General features: G+C 70.0%; 21 protein-coding genes and 1 pseudogene. 8 read left to right on the top strand and 14 right to left on the bottom strand.

Annotation, left to right across the window (positions count from 1 at the left end):
• Positions 1-26 precede the first annotated feature (26 nt).
• The 6 genes and pseudogenes from ACFWI4_RS03880 to ACFWI4_RS03855 all read right to left on the bottom strand — a co-directional run.
• On the bottom strand, positions 27-839 hold the full coding sequence (locus ACFWI4_RS03880; RefSeq protein WP_387190632.1) for a hypothetical protein: 813 nt from the start codon (positions 837-839) through the stop codon (positions 27-29).
• Positions 840-916: 77 nt separating this feature from the next.
• Positions 917-1,564, bottom strand: coding sequence for an RNA polymerase sigma factor (locus ACFWI4_RS03875; protein WP_387190630.1), 648 nt, complete (start codon positions 1,562-1,564; stop codon positions 917-919).
• A 90-nt stretch (positions 1,565-1,654) separates the two neighbouring features.
• Positions 1,655-2,551 (bottom strand): PhzF family phenazine biosynthesis protein, encoded by an 897-nt coding sequence (locus tag ACFWI4_RS03870; RefSeq protein WP_387190628.1) that lies wholly within the window; start codon positions 2,549-2,551, stop codon positions 1,655-1,657.
• Positions 2,548-2,820 (bottom strand): PQQ-binding-like beta-propeller repeat protein, encoded by a 273-nt coding sequence (locus ACFWI4_RS03865; protein ID WP_387190626.1) that lies wholly within the window; start codon positions 2,818-2,820, stop codon positions 2,548-2,550. The genes ACFWI4_RS03870 and ACFWI4_RS03865 overlap by 4 nt, the downstream gene beginning before the upstream one ends.
• 247 nt (positions 2,821-3,067) lie before the next feature.
• Entirely contained in the window at positions 3,068-3,667 is a 600-nt protein-coding gene (locus ACFWI4_RS03860; RefSeq protein ID WP_387190624.1) for an SMI1/KNR4 family protein, read from the bottom strand.
• Positions 3,668-3,728: 61 nt separating this feature from the next.
• A pseudogene (locus ACFWI4_RS03855) lies at positions 3,729-4,019 on the bottom strand (transposase); the annotation flags it as partial.
• Positions 4,020-4,030: 11 nt separating this feature from the next.
• Here ACFWI4_RS03855 and ACFWI4_RS03850 point away from each other — a divergent pair.
• The 3 genes from ACFWI4_RS03850 to ACFWI4_RS03840 all read left to right on the top strand — a co-directional run bounded on the left by ACFWI4_RS03850 (position 4,031) and on the right by ACFWI4_RS03840 (position 5,533).
• Positions 4,031-4,303 carry a cold-shock protein gene (locus tag ACFWI4_RS03850; RefSeq protein ID WP_387190622.1) on the top strand — a complete coding sequence of 91 codons (273 nt, stop codon included), beginning with the start codon at positions 4,031-4,033 and terminating at the stop codon, positions 4,301-4,303.
• A 216-nt stretch (positions 4,304-4,519) separates the two neighbouring features.
• Positions 4,520-5,275, top strand: a complete 756-nt coding sequence (locus ACFWI4_RS03845; RefSeq protein WP_387190620.1) for a GntR family transcriptional regulator — start codon at positions 4,520-4,522, stop codon at positions 5,273-5,275.
• A 30-nt stretch (positions 5,276-5,305) separates the two neighbouring features.
• A complete protein-coding gene (locus ACFWI4_RS03840) occupies positions 5,306-5,533 on the top strand; it encodes a hypothetical protein (RefSeq protein WP_384794552.1) in 228 nt (75 codons plus the stop codon).
• 455 nt (positions 5,534-5,988) lie between these two features.
• Here the strand turns inward: ACFWI4_RS03840 and ACFWI4_RS03835 are convergent, their stop codons facing one another.
• Entirely contained in the window at positions 5,989-6,375 is a 387-nt protein-coding gene (locus ACFWI4_RS03835; RefSeq protein WP_387190617.1) for a hypothetical protein, read from the bottom strand.
• Between the two features lie 144 nt (positions 6,376-6,519).
• On the bottom strand, positions 6,520-8,568 hold the full coding sequence (locus ACFWI4_RS03830; protein ID WP_387190615.1) for a WD40 repeat domain-containing protein: 2,049 nt from the start codon (positions 8,566-8,568) through the stop codon (positions 6,520-6,522).
• 196 nt (positions 8,569-8,764) lie between these two features.
• On the opposite strand from ACFWI4_RS03830, the gene ACFWI4_RS03825 reads away from it, so the two are divergent.
• Positions 8,765-10,945 (top strand): WD40 repeat domain-containing protein, encoded by a 2,181-nt coding sequence (locus ACFWI4_RS03825; RefSeq protein ID WP_387190613.1) that lies wholly within the window; start codon positions 8,765-8,767, stop codon positions 10,943-10,945.
• Between the two features lie 75 nt (positions 10,946-11,020).
• On the opposite strand, the gene ACFWI4_RS03820 is transcribed toward ACFWI4_RS03825, so the two are convergent.
• A complete protein-coding gene (locus ACFWI4_RS03820; protein WP_387190611.1) occupies positions 11,021-11,797 on the bottom strand; it encodes a hypothetical protein in 777 nt (258 codons plus the stop codon).
• A gap of 258 nt (positions 11,798-12,055) precedes the next feature.
• Between ACFWI4_RS03820 and ACFWI4_RS03815 the strand changes: the two genes are divergently transcribed.
• Together ACFWI4_RS03815 and ACFWI4_RS03810 are read left to right on the top strand one after the other, a co-directional pair.
• On the top strand, positions 12,056-13,171 hold the full coding sequence (locus ACFWI4_RS03815; RefSeq protein ID WP_387190609.1) for a PP2C family protein-serine/threonine phosphatase: 1,116 nt from the start codon (positions 12,056-12,058) through the stop codon (positions 13,169-13,171).
• 101 nt (positions 13,172-13,272) lie between these two features.
• Complete coding sequence (locus tag ACFWI4_RS03810; protein WP_387190607.1) at positions 13,273-13,524, top strand: hypothetical protein; 252 nt, start codon at positions 13,273-13,275, stop codon at positions 13,522-13,524.
• 46 nt (positions 13,525-13,570) lie between these two features.
• Here ACFWI4_RS03810 and ACFWI4_RS03805 read toward each other — a convergent pair whose 3' ends face one another.
• Both ACFWI4_RS03805 and ACFWI4_RS03800 read right to left on the bottom strand, forming a co-directional pair.
• Positions 13,571-14,044 (bottom strand): nuclear transport factor 2 family protein, encoded by a 474-nt coding sequence (locus tag ACFWI4_RS03805; RefSeq protein WP_387190604.1) that lies wholly within the window; start codon positions 14,042-14,044, stop codon positions 13,571-13,573.
• Positions 14,045-14,192: 148 nt separating this feature from the next.
• Positions 14,193-14,555, bottom strand: a complete 363-nt coding sequence (locus ACFWI4_RS03800) for an HGxxPAAW family protein (protein WP_387190602.1) — start codon at positions 14,553-14,555, stop codon at positions 14,193-14,195.
• 150 nt (positions 14,556-14,705) lie between these two features.
• Here ACFWI4_RS03800 and ACFWI4_RS03795 point away from each other — a divergent pair, with 150 nt between their 5' ends.
• Positions 14,706-15,176: a MarR family winged helix-turn-helix transcriptional regulator gene (locus ACFWI4_RS03795; RefSeq protein WP_387190744.1), complete on the top strand. Its 471-nt coding sequence runs from the start codon at positions 14,706-14,708 to the stop codon at positions 15,174-15,176.
• Between the two features lie 181 nt (positions 15,177-15,357).
• On the opposite strand, the gene ACFWI4_RS03790 is transcribed toward ACFWI4_RS03795, so the two are convergent.
• Positions 15,358-15,648 (bottom strand): hypothetical protein, encoded by a 291-nt coding sequence (locus ACFWI4_RS03790; RefSeq protein ID WP_387190599.1) that lies wholly within the window; start codon positions 15,646-15,648, stop codon positions 15,358-15,360.
• A gap of 178 nt (positions 15,649-15,826) precedes the next feature.
• Here ACFWI4_RS03790 and ACFWI4_RS03785 point away from each other — a divergent pair, with 178 nt between their 5' ends.
• A complete protein-coding gene (locus ACFWI4_RS03785) occupies positions 15,827-16,429 on the top strand; it encodes a hypothetical protein (RefSeq protein ID WP_387190596.1) in 603 nt (200 codons plus the stop codon).
• Between the two features lie 58 nt (positions 16,430-16,487).
• On the opposite strand, the gene ACFWI4_RS03780 is transcribed toward ACFWI4_RS03785, so the two are convergent.
• Both ACFWI4_RS03780 and ACFWI4_RS03775 read right to left on the bottom strand, forming a co-directional pair.
• Entirely contained in the window at positions 16,488-16,907 is a 420-nt protein-coding gene (locus ACFWI4_RS03780; RefSeq protein WP_387190593.1) for a hypothetical protein, read from the bottom strand.
• A 41-nt stretch (positions 16,908-16,948) separates the two neighbouring features.
• Entirely contained in the window at positions 16,949-18,139 is a 1,191-nt protein-coding gene (locus ACFWI4_RS03775; RefSeq protein WP_387190590.1) for an MFS transporter, read from the bottom strand.
• Between the last annotated feature and the right edge of the window lie 36 nt (positions 18,140-18,175).

The following is an 18,175-nucleotide window of genomic DNA, read 5'->3' as shown; positions in this document are numbered from 1 at the left end:
CCAACCTCAGCGCGGGGGACGCGGCCCTATTGCTCGCTGGTGAACTTCGGGTCCTTCGTCTGGTCGTAGATCTCCTTGCCCGACGCGTCGTAGGCATGGACATAGGGGCTCGGACCCGCATAGTGCCGGCCAGGAGGGGTGTCGGGGTGGAGAGCCGCCGCGTAGACGAACGCGCCGCCCGCCATGACGGCCGGGTACTCCTTGGGCTTGCGGCCGTAGCTGACGGTGATCTTGGCAACGTCGCTGGTGTAGTGCCCCGCGCCCAGCATGAGGAACCGCCCCTTGCCGGCGGATTCGCGGTTGGAGTCGAAATACTCGATGACCCGGCCGGTTCCCCACAGGCGGTTGTTGATGAAGGTGGGCGGGGAGTCCTGGCTAGTGCCCTTGTCACCCTTCGAGGCGCACTGCACGTACTGGTCGGCGGAGTCGACGGCGACGACGACACCGTCGGAGCTGTCCGACACCACCGACGTGCGAACGGCGACCACGGCGTGATAGCGCGATGCGTCCGACCCCAGGCAGGAGGAGAGAATCTTGGAGACGGTCCCGGGAGCGATCGGGGTCGTCGTCGTGCCGGTGATGGTGAAGGCATCCTGTGACGGATCCGAGTGGGTTCCTCCGGATGTGGAGCCGCCGCCTGCGCTCGGAGTCGGCGACGCGGCGCTCGTCGGGCTCGCGCCGCTCCGCCCGGGTTCGGCGACGCGCGGCTTCGCCTGCCCCGTCCCACCGAAGGCGGCCACCGCCGCGACACTCACCGCCGTGACACCGGCCGCGACGCTCAACGGCACCCCCCACCTGCGAAACGGCGAAGCGTCCTGGTCCTCTGGGCCGATCTTCATCAGTAGCTCCTCGCGGATCCGCCGGTGGTCCGGCAGATCACGATCGGAAGGAGCCGCAGGAATGCCCTGCATGTCATTCATCGTGCGACTTCCTTCGAGTTGACGGGATTCCTCGAACTGAACGACGCCCCGACCGTCGCACCGCCGACGAGATCGCTCCCGAGCCTCCGACGCGCCCGGTGCAGCCTGGACTTCACGGTGCCCACCGCCACCTTCAGCACCGCCGCGGCCGCCTGCTGGTCCAGACCCGACCAGACGCAGAGCTCGACGACTTCACGTTCGTGGCGTGGCAGCCGAGCCAGCGCGCGGTGAATCTCCGACATGCGCAGCTCGTCGTCCACCATTCCGGCGACGCGGTCCGCGTGGTCGCCCACCGACTCGTCGTGCGAGACGAGCCGGTGCAGCAACGCCTCGGCCCGCCTCAGCCGCCGTCTGATGTTCGACAGCAGGCCGTCCGCGATGCCGAGCAGCCAGGGCAGAGCGGAGTCGCGCTCCAGCACCGTCTCGGATCGTCGACGCCAGGCATGCAGGAACACCGTCGAGGTGACGTCCTCGGCCTCCGACCAGTCCGCGGTCCGCCGGAAGGCGTAGTTGTAGACGGCCTTCCCGTGCCGGTCGAAGATCCGGCCGAACGCCTCCCGGTCACCGTCGACGGCCCTCGTCCACAGCTCGCGATCAGATATGTCTCTGACCGGTACGGCAGGACCAGCGTCGTTCAGTTCCATGCTCTATACGTGTCCGGCAGCCGACCGAAGGTTCCCGCGGAGCCGACTTCGCTCCAGGGCCCTCGATCTGACGTCCCCGGGCGCCCCTCGTCAGCCAACGGCCCGGGGTGGCATCGACGTCGGGAACCGGACGGCTCGGAGGAACCTGGCGGTGCCTCCGAGGTGGATCAGTGGGCCCGCGGATCCGGGTCGTGCGGTGGCGGTGATCGTCGCGGGGCGGCCGAGGGAGTCGCCCATGTCCACAGCGATACGGGTGGTGCCCCGTGCGGCCAGGTGGGCGGCGAGGCAGGCGGTGCTGTTGACGTTGGCGATGTCCTCGGGGACGCCGATCGACGGGGCGAACATGCGGGCGGCGGCGCGACCCGTGGACTCCGGTACGGAGTAGACGTAGCAGCCGAGGAGACCGAGCCGGTCACAGGCCGCGCGGAGGGCGTCGAAGTCCGGGGCGAGCGCGGCAAGAGCGGACCGGGTGGTGACGGGTACCAGCAAACGGGGCCGTCCCACGGAGGCGACGGCGGCGCCGGGTGCCGGAGTAAGCCCGGTGACGCCGACGGCGGCGAGGACGTCCGCGCACTCGGTCCCGGCGGGCTCCCGCAGCTCCACGGGACCTGGTTGGAAGCCGGCGTTCACCTCTGTGCCGTCCCACGTGGCCCAGCCCTCGAAGACGCGCCCCGAGGTGTGCAGGGTGGTCCGGTACGTTTCGCCTCCGGCCCGTGCGGCGAGGAAGGCCAGGGCGGCGACCGTCCCATGACCGCAGGCCGGCAGTTCTCCCTCGGACGTGAAGAAGCGCAAAGAGACCGGGGCACCACCGGGCCCGGCTCCGGGAGAGGAGACGAAGACGGCATGCGAAGTCCCGGCCAGAACCGGCAGGGCGCGACGCTGTTCGTCACTGAGCGGCATCTCGTCCAGCACCGCGGTCGGGCTCCCACCGCTGCCGTCCCGCAGACACGCGCCCACGATCGTGACGGGCACTCCCGGCTCACTCATCGACAGCCGACCGCCACGGCATGGAACTTCACGCCGAACAGGCTACCGGGAGGTGTGCATCGCGTACGGAAATCATCCTCGCCTGAGACATACACGGTCCCGCCCGCCACCACGGGCGTAGCAGTCACCTCTCCGCCGGTCCGCAGGCGCCGGCGTTCCTCACTGGTCTCCGCGTCCACGGCGCAGACGACGCCGTCACCGACCACCGGCGACGTCCCGATCCCGGCGTCGGCCGCGAACGGTTCCTGTTCACGGCCGTGGTCGTACACCCGGCGACGAAGAAGGGCAGGGGGTTCGACACCAACCGAGTGGAGATCAAGCCGAACCCGCTGGACCAGGGCGGGGGTCCGCAACCCTTTTCCAACCTCAGTTTGCCGATGTTTCGTTGAAGAGACTGTTATTTCGACCTCGGCTTGTTCCGTGCCCTGCGGCGGTCTTCGATGCCGCCTTAGTGGACGTCCCGTTTGGCTTTCAAGGTGACGTGATGAGCGTCTGCGACTGCCGTGGCAGGCGAGGTTACATGCCGCGCTCAGGCCCTCTCCAGGGTTCTGGCCGGTCGCCGGTGGTCATCGGAAGGCGACACAGTTTCACCGGGCCGGGATAGAAGGCCGAAGTGTTGGGGCCGGCCATGTCTTCGCCGACGAGGTAGCGGTAGAGCCATTCGGCGAAGCTCATGTCGTACCGGGCCCAGCCGCCTTCACCGTCTTCGACCAAGATCCAAGGGGCTGTGTCGTCCGCAGTCACAAGGAACAGCGTTTCACCTCGATCGGTGCCGGCGATCGGCCACAGTCCGTTGCGCGTACCGAAGCTCAACTCCGTGAGTCCGAACAGCAGGCGGGGGTCCTCGTCCGGGTCAAGGTCGTCCCAGGAGATCGCGGACCAAGCACGGGCCGAGTCCCGTATGTCCTGGCCCAGATTCCAGCGTTCGGTCGCGGGGTGGTGCAGGTACAGGTGGCTGTTGAGCTGGATGGGGGCGTATGCGTCCACGAGGGTTTGGTAGTCGGTCGGTAGCCGGATGTCGAGTTCTGCGTGGAGGCGGTCCCAGGCGGTGGGGTCCGCGTATTGGTTCTGGGCCGGGCCGAGCATGGCCATGACTGCGGGCAGGTAGTCGGTCATGGCGTTCCTCGCTTATGTGTCGTGTTGGCACAGGATCATCGCAGCTCGAAGGCCTCACCGATCAGGCTGTCAGCCTGCGAAAGCAGATCAGGGCCGCGGCGATACCGGCGAATGCCGGGAAATGGTCGGCCTTGCGCTCGTAGCGACGGTGCAGGCGGCGGCAACCGGACAGCCATGCCACGGTGCGCTCCATGGTCCAGCGCTGCCGACCAAGGCGCTGAGAGGACTCGACGCCCCGGCGCGCGATGCGCGGTGTGATGTTGCAGGAACGGAGCCATGCGCGTACTCGGTCGAAGTCGTAGCCCTTGTCGCCGTGCAGCTTGGCCGGTCGACGGCGGCGTGGCCCCCGTCGGGACCGGCCGCGTGCTTGAGTGGCACAGCGAGGAAGGACGGGGAGTTCTCGCTTCCGATACCTTCCCGGACAGTGCGTGGGCACATTTTTCAGCCATTCAGGCCGAAGGATTCCGTGAATTGACCGCCGGTCAGTCCGTTGCCTTCTCGGCTGAGCCGGCCGAACAAGATGAGTACCGCTGGCGTGCGGTGTCCATCTGGCCTGAAGGCGGAGCCACGCACTCGCAAGACGGGGAAGAGGGGCCAGGCTTCTCGTCCAGTCTGGACATCACGCTCGACTCCTGACGCAGGATCAGTCATCGACCGAACCTCTCCTATCAGCAAGCGCAGCAGCGGCATGGTCTGTTCTGCTGCGCGCTCTAGACAGGAATCTCGCGTCTTCGACATCCACGCAAAGGACTGCCGCAGTCGCATCCGTTGCACGACGAGGGTGCAACTACTTATGCTGACGAGTGATGTCGCGCGTGCGACGTGTCTACGACCTCACCCGGAGATGCCGAGATGACCGAGATCCAGCGCCCCGGAGCCCTCTACCAGCAGGTGGCCACCGCGATCCGCGAAGCGATCCTGGCCGGCGAGTACGAACCCGGAGGCCCGCTCCCCTCCGAGGCCCAGCTCATGGAGCGCTACAAGGTCTCGCGTCCGACCGTCCGCAACGCCGTCGCCGCTCTGCGCGCGGAGGGACTCGTCGACGTCCATCACGGCAAGGGCAGCTTCGTACGCTCCGCCAGCGGTCCCGCGATCGCGATCTCCCGCCACATCGGCAGGACGCCGGCCGGGCATTTCAGGCTGTACGGCGTCGCCGTCTGGCAACAGGCCGAGGAACCCCACACCTACCGCACCCACACCACCGAAGCCACGGCCCAACTGCTGGGACTCCAGGTAGGAGAAGCCCTGTTCGGCTGTGACCAGCTGCTCGCCGACCCGGACACCGGAGCCCGCGCGATGCTCCGGACCCTGATCCCTTTCGCCACCGTCGAAGCCGTATCCGATCTCGGCAAGAGGCCGGACGCCGCCCCGGCCGCGATCTACAGCATGCTGACGGCGGCCGGCCACGAGTTGTGGTGGTCGGAGTCGGTACGGGCCCGCATGCCGCTGCCCGACGAACGCACCACGCTGCGCCTGCCCGACGCGACCCCGGTCCTGCACGTCTCCCGCGTCACCTGCGGCACCGACGACCAGGCCCTGCTCCTCGAAGAACTCCACATCGGAGCAGCCCGCACCGAACTCACCTACCGGATCGACGCCGGCGAGTAACCCGCACGTTCCGTGATGCAAGCTCAGGACATGAGCGCATTCAGAAGCGATCTGGACCTTGAGGTCTACGACGTGACGGGTAACGGGGTACAGGTCGACGTCGCAACCAACGCCTTGGACGGCACAGTTCGGCTGGCCGTGTTGTTCACCCAGGAGATCTACCTGTCGGCCGATGACGCCGAGCGAGTCGCCCAGTCACTGTTGCGCGCCGCAGCACACGCCCGCCGCTTCGAGCCGAAGACCGACCCGGAACCGTAGATCGGTCGAAACAGTCTTCACTTCCTCAAGGGCGCGCCTGCGGCGCGCCGGGCAGCCCGGCCGCCCCGGCCGAGCGTGCGGCGCGACCGCCGGCCCCGCGACTGCCCGCACCACAACACGCCCAAGACTGAAGAGCATCGACCGGATGTACGCAGCCTGGGCCTGTGGGGCCGGGGGCCGCCGCCCACCGAGACTTTAGACGCTCCCTCAGTTGGCTCGGTGATGTGTCATGTGACGCGGCGGCGGTTGATGGCGCTCGTCCAGTTGCACGATCCTGGTGCGTCCGTGGAACGGACCTCCCCGAACCTTGATGCCGACCGTGTTGCCGACGACCTCCCCGCGCACCCATCGCGTGATCAGGTCCAAGTGCTCGCTGTCGCCACCGCTCATAGCGCCGGCGAACCACTGCCAGTGGTCCTCGGGGAGCCGGCTGCTTCGGCGTTGAGCGAACGTTGTCAGTTGAGCCTGCGGTAGCAGATGAGGGCGCTGGCAATGCCGACGAAGGCGAGAAAGCGCTCGGCCTTGCGCTCGTAGCGGCGGTGCGGCCGGCAGCAGCCGTTGAGCCAGGACATCGTCCGCTCGGCCACCCAGCAGTGCTGGCCCAGGCGGCCGGAAGACTCGATGCCGCGGCGGGCGATGCGCGCCACGAACTGCCGGCGGCGCAGCCATCCGCGCAGGTGGTCGAAGTCGTAGCCCTTGTCCGCGTGCAGTTCGACCGCGCGGTCATCGCACCACCGCCGGCCTCCGCCCTGGGGCGCGGATCGGCGTCTCCGGGGCCGCGTCCTGCAGGATTTCCCCCACAGCCCGTCCGGCACCAGCCGCTCAACTATGTCCAGGCCCAAAGCAACGAGCGACAGCCAATCAAAACATTGTCTTTAGTGGCGTCAGTGCGATCCGTGCAGCGTTGGAAGCCCTGACAAGGGACGAACCCTGGCGACGCCAACCCGCGCGGCAAGGGTTGGTGACTGGAGCTCAGAAGGTTTCATTCACACAGGTGTTGCGCGCAGCGCCAGCGGAAGACTGAGGACTCCTCGGTCATGTCCGACGATCAGGTCCGTGCCCGTGGTGGCCAGGCAGGTGAGCGACACGTCCAGGGCGATGTGCCGCACCAGGCCGGTCTCCGGTTCCCACAGGCGCAGCCGGTGGCCGTGGCGGGTGCCGGTGACCAGGACCGTGGGGCCTTCGTGAGGGGTGGCCGCGGTGATGAGCGGCGGGCCGGCGGTGCCCGTGTCGCTGGGCAGGCCGTCGCCGACCGGGGAACCCGTGGCGGGATCCCAGAGCATGACGACGCCCAGTTCGTCCGCCGTGGCCAGCATGGTCCGGTCGGATGTCGGTACGGCCCCCACGACCGCCGCCCGATGGTCGGCACCGGCGAGCGCCTGTGCGCTCAGTGGCACGGCCGCGCCGCGGTCCCAGGGGTCGTCGACGGCTGGATCCCACACATGAACACGGCCCGCGGTGTCCGAGGCCACGATCAGCGTGTGATGGGCGGAGATCGGGACGGCGGTGACCGAACGGATCGGACTGCCGTAGGGATTCAGATGCTTGACGCACTCACCGCTGTCCGGTTCCCACATCCGGACGGCGCCCTTGGGTGTGGCGGTGACGAGCAGTGTGCGGCCGTCGGGGACGAGGGCGGCGCACATCGTGGTCACCCCGCCGGGCCGGTCGCCGGCCGGTTCGCGCACCGGCTGCCCGGTCAGGGGGTTCCACACGGCGATCGTCCCGCTGCCGCCTCCGCTCGCCAGCAGGACCCGGCCGTCGGGCAGCGGCAGGGTCGTCATCGAGCGGACGGCGTCAGGATGTCCGGGCAGCGGATCGTGGACGAGTCTGCCGTCGGCCACGTCCCACAGGCACACCACACCCTTGTCCCCGGCGCCGCCCACGAGGGTCGGCAGACCGGGGCGGGACACCACCGCCAGGGCGTCGACGCCCCCCGAAGAACCGGGCACGGAGTCGGAGAACACCGAGATACGGCCCCAGGGTGTGCCGTCGGCCGCGACCACCGCGTTCCCGTCCTGCCGGAACCGCGTCGCCGCCCGGCCGGTGCGTCCGGGCGCCGCCGGTCGCGCCCCGGCAGCCGGCCCGTCGGAGTCCGTCAGGGCCCGAGCCGGACTGTGTAGGGATTGCGCGCCGTCCGGGTGCTCCGCCAGGCCGTCCGCGATCCTCCACGTGCGCTCGCAGTCCCAGCAGCGGAAGTACCCGGTGAGCGCCATCAGTCGGCGGGCCAGTTCCCCCGCTTCCCGTTGCGGGGTCCCCGTGACCGCGACCATCCCGGCGACCAGGCACAGGACGGCCTGTCCCGGTGTCTCGGGGGGCACCCCCCTCACCGCGACCTCGCGCGCCACCCGTAGAAGGGGTGCCCAGCCCTCCCCCAGCGCGTCCTCCCGCACCACCGCACCGGCCTCGCCCCAGGGATGCCCCTCCGGCCGGACAGGGACGGAGGCGGAGTCGGAGTCGGGCAGCTGTGGAGCCTCCGATGGCGGCCGCGCCGGGTCCACGGAGAGCGCGGAGAGCCCGGAGACCTCCGTGTCTGAGCCGCAAGCGGGGCACGACAACAGGAGGCCGCTTTCGAGGTCGTCCGGGAACCGCCAGAGCACCTCGCCCATGTGATGCCCGGCCAAGGCCACGCAGGAGAGCGCGAGTTGGGCACAGACCTGACCGGGAGCACCGGCGGCGAGGAGGCTGCGCACGGCTGCCCGCTCGGCCAGCCGCAGCGCGGCGGCGAAGCCCGCCTCGAGATCGGCCGGGACGGGGGGCCGGTGGTCGGCGGTCACCAGGAATCCGAGGTCCACCCACAAGTCCACCGTCTGGTCCGGAGGCAGGGCCGCCGCCGCCTCGACGAGATGGGGCAGAGCCGCATAGGCCCCATCGCGGACGACCCCGTCATCCATCAGACCGCCGGACAGGTCCCTCCAGGTCCGCGGCCACGCCTCGCCGCCCCCGGTGGCGGTGGCGGAGGCCAACTGCTCCAGGAGTATCCGCAACTCCTCGACCTTCACACCGTCAAGATCATGCCAACGAGGGCTGTCCAAGGGCAGCTTCACCATCATGGAACGAGTCTCGCAGGCACCACTGACATCGGGACGCGGCTCGGTGTCCGGCGGCCTTTCACCAACGGGCTTATGCCGGACGACGGTTGACGATGGTGGCCTGGTTACCATGCCAGTCATGTCTGGCGAACCTCGAAACCACGCTCCGGATCGCAAAGTTGCTGCGACAGGTGGCCGGTTGACCGATCCTGGATGGCTGGTGCACGGCGACCCGGAGCTGATCCTCGCGGGCCTGGACGGCGCCGCCGGACAGGATGAGACGCTGGCGGCCGCCGTGTACCGGACGTCGGGCCATGTGCACCGTGACTCCGGCGCGGAGGTACGGCGGCAGGTGCTGGCGCTGGACGCCGCCCGGTACGGGAACCGAGAGCTGGCGAGAAGCATCGCCCGGGTCCCGGTCCCCCAAGAGACCGACGACGCCTGGGTCGTGCAGTGGGCGACCGGCAACGACTTGGACTCCCGGCTGCGGTACGCGTTGCCCGTGCCGGCCAAGGTAGGCGTGCTGGCGACCGTGGTCCTACAAGGCCGTGGTCTGGCTGTCGCCGGTTGCGAGGACGGCACCCTGCATGCGTGGGATCTGGCCACGGGCAGCCGGCTCGGCAAGGCGGTGTCCGCCCATACCGGCGCCGTACGGGCGCTGACGACGGCGGTGCTGGACGGCCGTCCGGTCGCTGTCACCTGCGCCTACGACCAGACCGTTCGAGTATGGGACCTGGCACGCGGCGAACTGGTCGGCACGTGCTCCGCCGACGACGACTCCTGGGTGAAATCGCTGGCCGTCGGACGAGTTCGGGGTCGGCCGGTCGTGGTCGGCGCCTGCGTGGACGACGTGGTGCGCGTGTGGGATCTGGCCACCCTCTCCCCGCACAGCGTGCCGTTGACCGTGCGCACCGGTTTCGTGTCCGCTCTGGCGACGGCGGTGGTGGACGGCCGTCCTGTCGCTGTCACCAGCCACTCGGCGGACCTTGCGGCGACGGACCTGATCACGGGGGAAGAGACCGTCCGGGTGTGGGACCTGGTCACGGGACGGGAGTACGGCGCCCGGGGCGAGCGTCCCGACGAGCCGCGCGAGTTCGCGGACGAGCCGTACGACCGTACGGTGGAAGGCGACGGGAAGGCACGGCGCTGCGTCAGTCTGGACCTCAACGCCAGGGCGCACCTTCTGGTGACGGATCCGGCGTCCGAGTGCCCGTTGGCCGTCAGCGCCAATGCCTACGAGGTGCACGTCTGGGACCTGGCCAGGCGCGAGCAGGTCGCTGAGCCCGTCGCGTCCGCGTTCGTGGAGACGGCGGCCGTGACCGTGCTCCAGGACCGCCCCGCCGCCCTCCTCGCCCATGCCCATGGGCCGGTCGAGGTGTGGGATCTGTCCACGCTGCGGCAGCTGCGGCCGTCGCTGACGGGCCACGAGGCGACCGTGCGGGGAGTGGCGACGGCAGTGGTGAACCGGCATCACCGCGCGGTCACCGGTGGCGACGACCGAACGGTGCGGATCTGGGACCTCGACGGTGCACGGGAGACGGGCCGGGAGACAGGTGAGGAGTCGGGCAGGGAGACAGCTAGGGAGTCGGGTGGGGAGACCGGCAGCCGGCCGGCCGGTCGTGGCGGCACCGTGACAGGTCGTGCCGGCACCGTGACAGGCGTCACCACGGCCGTCGTGAACGGCAGTTGTGTCGTCGTCACGGGCGGCTCGGACACGCGGGTGCGGTTCTGGGACCTCGACGGCGGGGGACAGCTCGGGGAGCCCCTGACCGGTCATACCTCCGCCGTGGATCTGCTGACGGCGGGGACGGTGGACGGACGGGCCGTCCTCCTCACGCGCGACAAGCGGCACAAGTCGGTACGGATATGGGACCTGACCACCCGGGAAGAGCTGCACGGACGGTCGACCAGCGAGTACACCAGCTCCTCCATCGACTTCTTCGCGGCGGTCGACGGCAACTTCGTCGGGGTGACCCGGGAGGGCCGCGTCTGGGACCTGACCACGAGCCGATGGACCGGAGTGCAGCCGCGGCAACAAGGCGCCCTGGCCCTGGAGACGCTCGACGGCCGCAGCGTCCTTCTCACCGGCCGCAAGGCGGAAGCGGTCCACCTCTGGGACCTGGCCACGGGCGAACAGCTGACACCGCCGCTGACGGGACACACCGGTGAGGTGTGCGCGGGGGCGACCGGCACGCTGGACGGTCGCCCTGTCGTCGTCGCCGGCGGCGACCGGACCGTGTGGATGTGGGACGCGAGCACGGGGCGGAACATCGGCACGTACGCCTTTCCATCCCGTATCAAGACGCTGGCGATGGCGCCCGACGGGCGGCTGGTGGCCGGCTTCGGCGCGGACATGGCGGTCCTGATCCATGACCGCTGAGACGGCGTTTCCTCCTGCCGTCCCATCCGGGATCACTTCGGCGGCGGCGCCCGGTCCGCTCCACCACATGGGCCCTCACACCGCGGAGGCCGCGGGTGCCGGGTTCTCGGCCCGCAGCCGGCGCCAGACCTGCCGGGGGCAGCGGCCCTTGGGGCGGACGTCGGTGAAGTTCTGGTACGGAACCCTGAGCGGCTGAAGGCCGATCTCGACCCAGTGGTCCTTGCCCGAGGTGAAGTCCCACCCGTCGTTTGGCATGCGGATGTGGTCGTCGCGGTGGTCCTTGTTCTGGCTGGTGATCTTGAGGACCTCCACGTAGTGGGAACGGCTCCGCACGACCACGCAGTAGCGTTCCTTGCTGCCCTCGTTGTCCCGGAACGGAACCACCGCGTGCCAGATCTCGCCCGGACCGGGACGACGGCTTCCCGAGGGGAGATTGCGGTCGTCCCACCGGCGCACCACCACCAGACAGAGGAACGCGGTGAGCCCGGCGGCACCGCACTGGGCCATCGCGCGCGCACTCCACACGGGTGCGTCGAAGCGGGCCTCGGCCCAGTGGGCGGCGATCTGACCCAGTACGAGCACCGCTGCCGCGCGGGCGACGACCGCCCATGGGGAGGCGGACCGTCGGCGGCTCGCGAACAGGGCCACGCCGGCGGCGGCGACGACCGGCACACCGTAGAGGACCGCGTACTGCACGGGGCCCTTGACGTGCACCGGCGGATCCTGAGACGCCATCAGGTCGGGCAGGGTGACCGGCAGTGCCAGGGCATAGCCGATCGCCGTCCACAGGTTCAGCAGCAGATAGGCCTTGACTGCCATGCCCAGGCAGGACGTGTTGGTGCGACGAGCCACCGGATCCCCTCTTCGTCTGTACCGGATACCGCATTGTTCAGGCGGCCGGGACCTCACGGGGCGCGAAGCCGGGAGTTGCCGGGCGGGCCTCGGTCCGTGTGCTAACGGCCCCACGCGGGCGCCACTCTTCGCCGCACCACCCTCCGCGTGTCCGTCCTGTGTGCGGCGTTCGGGTCATAGCCGTCGTGTGGCGTGCGAGCCGGAGCACGATGGGGCGGCCCGGCGGTCGGGCAGCTCATAGCCTGGGCCGGCCGGGAGATGAGTCGACGTCTGGAGCAGCACGTGGCCGGGCTGACGGTGTGGCAGCGGATCGGAAGGTGGAGGCCCCTGCTGCCGGTGGTTCTGCTGTGCGCGGCCGTGGTGATCGATTTCGTCACTCCGCCCACGGTCAGTGCCGCGGCTCTCTACGCGGCCGCGATCCTCACGGCCGCTCCCCTGCTGTCCCTGCGCGGCACCGTCGTCACCGGGGTGGCGGCGTTCCTCCTCGACCTGGCCATGTTCGGCTATTTCGGCTTCCACAGGACCGCCACCGAGTACAGCGAACTGGCCATGGTCGCGACGGTGGCGGTGATCTCGGCCTTCCTCAACCGTCTCCTCCATCACCTGCACACACAGCTCCAGTCGGCCCGTGACATCGCGGCCACCGTCCAGCGGGCCGTTCTGCGCGACCCGCCGAGGGCGAGCGGGCCGCTGCGGTTCGGCGCGCGCTACGAGGCCGCGCAGTCGGACGCGCAGATCGGCGGCGATCTCTACGCGGTGGTCGACACTCCGTTCGGCGTGCGCTGTGTGATCGGCGACGTGCGCGGCAAGGGTCTGAACGCGGTCAGGGCCGTCGCGGACAGCATCGGCACCTTCCGTGAGGCGGCCCTCCAGGAGCCCAGCCTCGTCGCGCTCGTGGAACGGCTGGAGCGGGCCGTCGCCCTCGAACTCGAACAGTCCGGCGGGGTGACCGGGCTCGAGGGGTTCATCACCAGCGTGGTCGTGGAGTTCCCCCGGCACGGGAACAAGGTCCGGCTGGTCAACCGCGGTCATCCCGCACCCCTGCTGTTGCTGCCGGACGCGGTGCGGTACGTCGAACCCAGCCGGCCCGCGCTGCCACTGGGCCTGACGGCTCTCGCGGCCGGTCCGGAGCACGTCGACACGCTGACGTTCCCGGAGGGCGCCACGCTGCTCCTCTACACCGACGGACTCACGGAAGCCCGTGACGCGAAAGGCGCGTTCTACGAACCGGCTCGCAGGCCCGACCTGTTGCGACACGCCCGCCCGGACGCCCTCCTGGACGCCCTGCTGGCCGACGTGCACCGTCACACGGGCGGCCGCGCGGCCGACGACATGGCCCTGCTGGCGATCACCCATGTGTCCGAGGGCGCGTAACGCACGAAGCCGCTCACGCCGGGGACCCGATTCAGGTCGCGTCCCGGCACGGGATGCTCCCGTGATCACACTGATCACGCCCGTGCCGGTAAGGGGATGCCATGGCGACACTCGAAGTGATCAGGGAGTCGATGGAGTTCTGGCTGAAGGAGGACGCGGCGGAGACGGTGTTCCTCCGCATCCCGTACGAGCCGTCGGCGCCATGGGCCGTAGGCGTACAGGAAATGGACAGCGGAGAGTTCGTCCTCCACGAAATGACCTTCGGCGACTGGCTGTTGGCCTACCTGCGGGGCGAGGGCGTCATGGCGGGCGCGTCCGCACCGGAGCGGCCGTTCTACGAGTCACTGCGCTAGGCGGGGGCCCGCCGGCACATCGGCCGGCCGGTCCGGCGCGGTGTGCTCAGTTCTCGGCTGCCGCCTCAAGTCGCTCGGTCGGTCCGGCGAAGGCCAGATACAGGGAACGCGAGTCGAGAAGCCACTGGCCTTCGACCTTGCGGAAGGTGTCCTCGTAGTGGCCGACCTGCGTGGGCGCTCGCGGGGGCACGAAACCGCCGGTGTGTCCGTCGACGCGGTAGGTCGTGAAGTAGGTGGTCGCGGTGGCTGTCGACTCGGACGTGACGGTGACCAGGATGTTCGTACAGATCCGGCGCGAGAGCCGGCCCGCGGGCCGGCCGGCGAAGTACGACCGAAGCGCGTCGCGGCCCTCGATCCGGCGGTCCCCCTCTGCCCACTCCCAGAAGCCCGCGTACGTGAAGAGATCGGCCACGTCGCCGGGGTCACCGAGGTCGAGCGTGTGGACGAACTGGACGACGATGCGCTCACAAGCCCGCTCGGCCAGCAGACGGTCCATGGGATCCAGCTCTTCGGCAGTCATCCCGATGTCATATCAGGGTGATCAATGCCCCCGCGAGCATCGGCTGGTGGACGGATGCCCGACAGCTTGTACGCCACGATCGGCCCCCTTCACCTCGGCTCGTCCTCGGCTCGGCACCCGAGGGACACGTCGGCGTCTTCCGTTCGCCTCAGGTGTCGGCGACGGCGGGCTCGGTGGTGGGGGCCGTGGCCCGCCGGCGCGACGGCCGCCGCCCCGCCGCACGGCAGGCGATGCAGTCGGCGTGGCCGTCCCTGGCGGCGCCGTCCCGCACGCGCCAGTCCCACTGGCCGGCCGCGCGGGGTCCGCTCGGTTTCCCCCAACCAGCCAGGTGGAGCGCCCAAGTGCTCAGCGACGCCAGGACGAGCACCGCCGCTCCCGTGAGCGCGAGGAGCCCGGACGCCGTCACCACCGCGAACCCGCACAGCCCGAATCCCAGTGTCGCGATCCCCGCACCGGTCCAGCCGGCCACGGTATGGCCCAGGTCGTGGTCGTCGTCACCGTGGATGAACATGATCGCGCTCCTCAAGAGCTGTGAAGATGGTAGAGCTGACCCCGTCGCGAGATCTCTTATCTCGCGAGCTAATTATCTTAGATGCTAAGAGGACTCGTGAGTGATCGCAAGGCTCGCCCGGCAGCGACGGCGGAGCAGGCGCTCTACGCCATGGACCGGATGATCGCCACCGCACAGTTCGGGCAGCAGGACATCGCCCGCAGGATGGATCTGAACGTCACCGACCTGACCTGCCTGGGCTTCCTCATGGAGGCGTCGATGGCCGGCGAGTCACTGGTCGCGGGTGATCTCGCGCACCGGGCCAGGCTCACCACGGGGGCGGTCACGGGCGTGCTGAACCGCCTGGAGAAGGCCGGCTACATCCGGCGCACCGCGGACCCGGACGACCGCCGACGCGTCTGCGTGGTCATGGAGGAGACCGCCCAGGAACGCATTCTGGAGATCTACGGCCCCGTCTATCAGCGACTCGCGTCCCTGTTCGGCGACTACGGCCCGGACGAGATCGCCGTGCTGGCCGACTGGTTCACACGCGCCCGCGGCATGTTCGAAGAGGCGCTGCACGAGATCCGGGAGGGTACGCCGGCCTCGGCAGGGACGGCCGAGGGCACGCCATCTCCTTGAGGTGACGGTCGAGTTCGAGCTCATCACCCAGTACTCACGTTCACACAGCGTGAGTTGAGACTCCCGTCGGCCGCGATCGGGTTTCTTCAGGGCGAGCAGCCTTCAGGGAGGGGGACTTGCCCCCGTGCACACCGAAGCCGGCCTCGGATCGTCCCGAAGGCCGGCTACGACACAGACGCGTTCAGGAAACGCCCGCGGACTCGACCACGTTCGCCGTAGACGCCGCCTCGTCCTTGGCCATGCCGAGGAAGCGCTGGACCGTCTGGATCGGCATGTCGAGGCCCTCGGAGGCCTCCTGGACGCCGCCGAACACCTGCACCGCCTCGGCGACGGCCATGGCGACCTCGACCTCGGCCTTGCGGACCTTGGCCTCGGCCTTGTCCACGGTGTCGACCACCGCCAGCTGACGACGCTGCTTCTCTTGGAGTCGCTGCTTGCGCGACAGGGCCCTGTCGGAGTTCTGCACAGACATGCCAAGATCATAATGAGTCGCGGGCGAGCCGTGAAATCGGCAACTGGCCTGCACCGCGGGGTACGTTCACGGCTCGGATCCGGCCAGGACCACTCCGGTCGGGTCGTCGGGGTCCCGTACGCCCGCCCGCCCCGTATCTCGGTCGCGGGGGCCCGGCGCGCCTGGCAGGGTGTTCGTCATGAACACCGAGCCGGCACAGCCCGACCCCGTCCGCCATCGCGACGACGGCATCTGGCTCGCCCGGTTCACCGGGCGGATCCTCGTGGTCTGCCCCAAGTGCGGTGGCCGTGCTCTCGTCGCCCTCCGGCCCGGCGTCGAGGCGTCGAAGTACTTCTCCGATCTGCTCTTCCAGCCCCGGAGGCTCGTCTGCTCCGGCTGCGGCGCGGTCGCCGACCGGACGGCCGAGCAGCGGGGCAACGCCCTGATCGGCGCGGTGCCCGGCGGCACCGAGGACCCGTTCTTCCGGCGCCCCCTGTGGCTCCAGACCCGTTGTGCAGGACGGATCCTGTGGGCCTACGACGTGGAGCACGTGGACGCCCTGGCCGCTTTTGTGGGTGCTCGGCTGCGCGAGCGACGGGCCTCCCCGACGATGGGGATGTTCGCCCGGCTGCCGGCCTGGATGAAGGCCGCCGAGCACCGTGACGACGTACTGGCCGGGCTGGTGGCCCTCCGGAACCTGGCCGCGCTGTCGGCACCCGCGGACCGTTCCGACACGGCCCACGAACGTGGCGACCGTCCGCGCCACCACGCAAGCAGCCTGTTCCGCGGCGGGCCGTACTAGGGCCTGTGCCGTTGGCCCCGCACGCGAGGCATCGCGCGGCCGCGACCAGCACCCGTGGCTACAGCTCGAAGTCCTGGGCCAGCGTCTCCCAGTCGATGCCGCGCAGGGCGGGGTCGGCGTTCTCGCCCGCCGGGACGTCCGGTGTGTGCTGGAACCAGGCGACGACGAGGGTGGATGCGTCCATCGACGGTTCGAGCGGGGCGGAGTCGAAGGAACCGATGCAGAACACGGAGGGCAGGATCTCGACGGGACCGAACGCGCCGGGGGTCGCGTCCGGGTACTCGCGGGAGGGCGGGACGAGATGGACCGGCTGGGAAGGGTACGCGCGTTCGGCGCGCCGCTGGAGCCAATCGACCTTCAGGTCGTTGACGCGCTTGCACGGGTAGCCCTCCAGCATGCCGGAGTAGGTCGAGGACATCCACAGCTCGGTGAGCCGGATGGAACGACCGGACAGGAGGACCGTGTGACCGAGTGACATGCCGACACCCTATGCGCGCGATTCCGCGGCCCGCACCCGGCTCAGGTCTCCGCCGAACTCGGCCGGCGCAGAAGGTAGATGCCCGCCACCGACGCCAGGACGGCCATGCAGGCGATGAAGACGAGGCCGGCGCCCTCCAGGCCGAGCGGGCCCACCAGGACGCCCACCCCGATCACCGGCACGGAGATGCCCGCGTACGCGACCACGAACAGGGTGGAGATCACCGCCGCCCGCTGGTGTTCGGGCGAGGCCTGGGCGACGGTGGTCAGGGCGCCGCGGAACGCGAGGCCCTGACCGGCTCCGCCGACGATCGCGCTCAGCACCACCAGGACCAGGAGGTCCCAGCGCAGCGCGCCCGCGAGCAGCGCGAGGCCGCCGAGGAGAGCGACGCAGCCCAGGGGCAGTGAGCGTCCCGGTCCCACTCGTCCGACGGCGAGTTGTCCGGCCGTGGAGGCGAAGAAGGCGAGCGCGACGACCAGTCCGCTGACCGCGTGGTTGGTCACGTCCAGGGACTCGGAGAGGAACGCGGGGCTGACGGAGGTGAACACCCCGAACAGGGCGAAGCCGACGAACGAGGCGATCGCGGCGGGCGTGAACACCGGCCGTACCCGTGCGGGCAGGCCCGGCCGCTGTGGTCGTACGGTGCTCAGCGGCTTCCGCTCCCGTACGGTCTCGGGAAGCCGCAGGACCACGACGGCCGAGAGCGCCACCAGGGCGAGATGGACGGCGAACGGGAGATACAGCGGCCAGGGCGCGTACTGGGCGAGGATCCCCGCGAGCAGCGGACCGCAGCCGAGCCCGCCCATGTTGGCGGCCGTCGCGATGAAGGTGGCCCGCGCGGCGCCGCCCGGCGGGGCCAGTTCCATCACGTGGGCGGTGGCGGCCCCGGTGAACAGGCCCGCGGACAGGCCCGACATCAGCCGGCCCGCGTAGAGCCAGCCGAGGCCGGTGGCGGACAGGAAGCAGACGGCGCTCGCCGCGGCGAATCCGAGGCCGGCCAGGAGTACTGGTCGCCGGCCCACCGAGTCCGAGGCGTTGCCCGCGAGCAGCAGCACGCCCATGACCCCGAAGGCGTACACGGCGTACACGACGGTGACGGTGAGCTCGGAGAATCCGAACTTCTCCCGGTAGAGGCCGTAGAGCGGGGTCGGCAGGGTGGTGCCGGCCATGCAGACGGCGAAGACCGCCCCGCTGAGCAGACACGCCCGCCAACCTCGGAGATCACCGTCCATGGCGCCGACACTAGTGCCGGGGCCGACCGGGGTACG

This window comes from Streptomyces sp. NPDC127038 (genome assembly GCF_042725875.1).
Lineage (GTDB): Bacteria > Actinomycetota > Actinomycetes > Streptomycetales > Streptomycetaceae > Streptomyces.
This window is presented reverse-complemented; position numbering and strand designations above follow the sequence as displayed.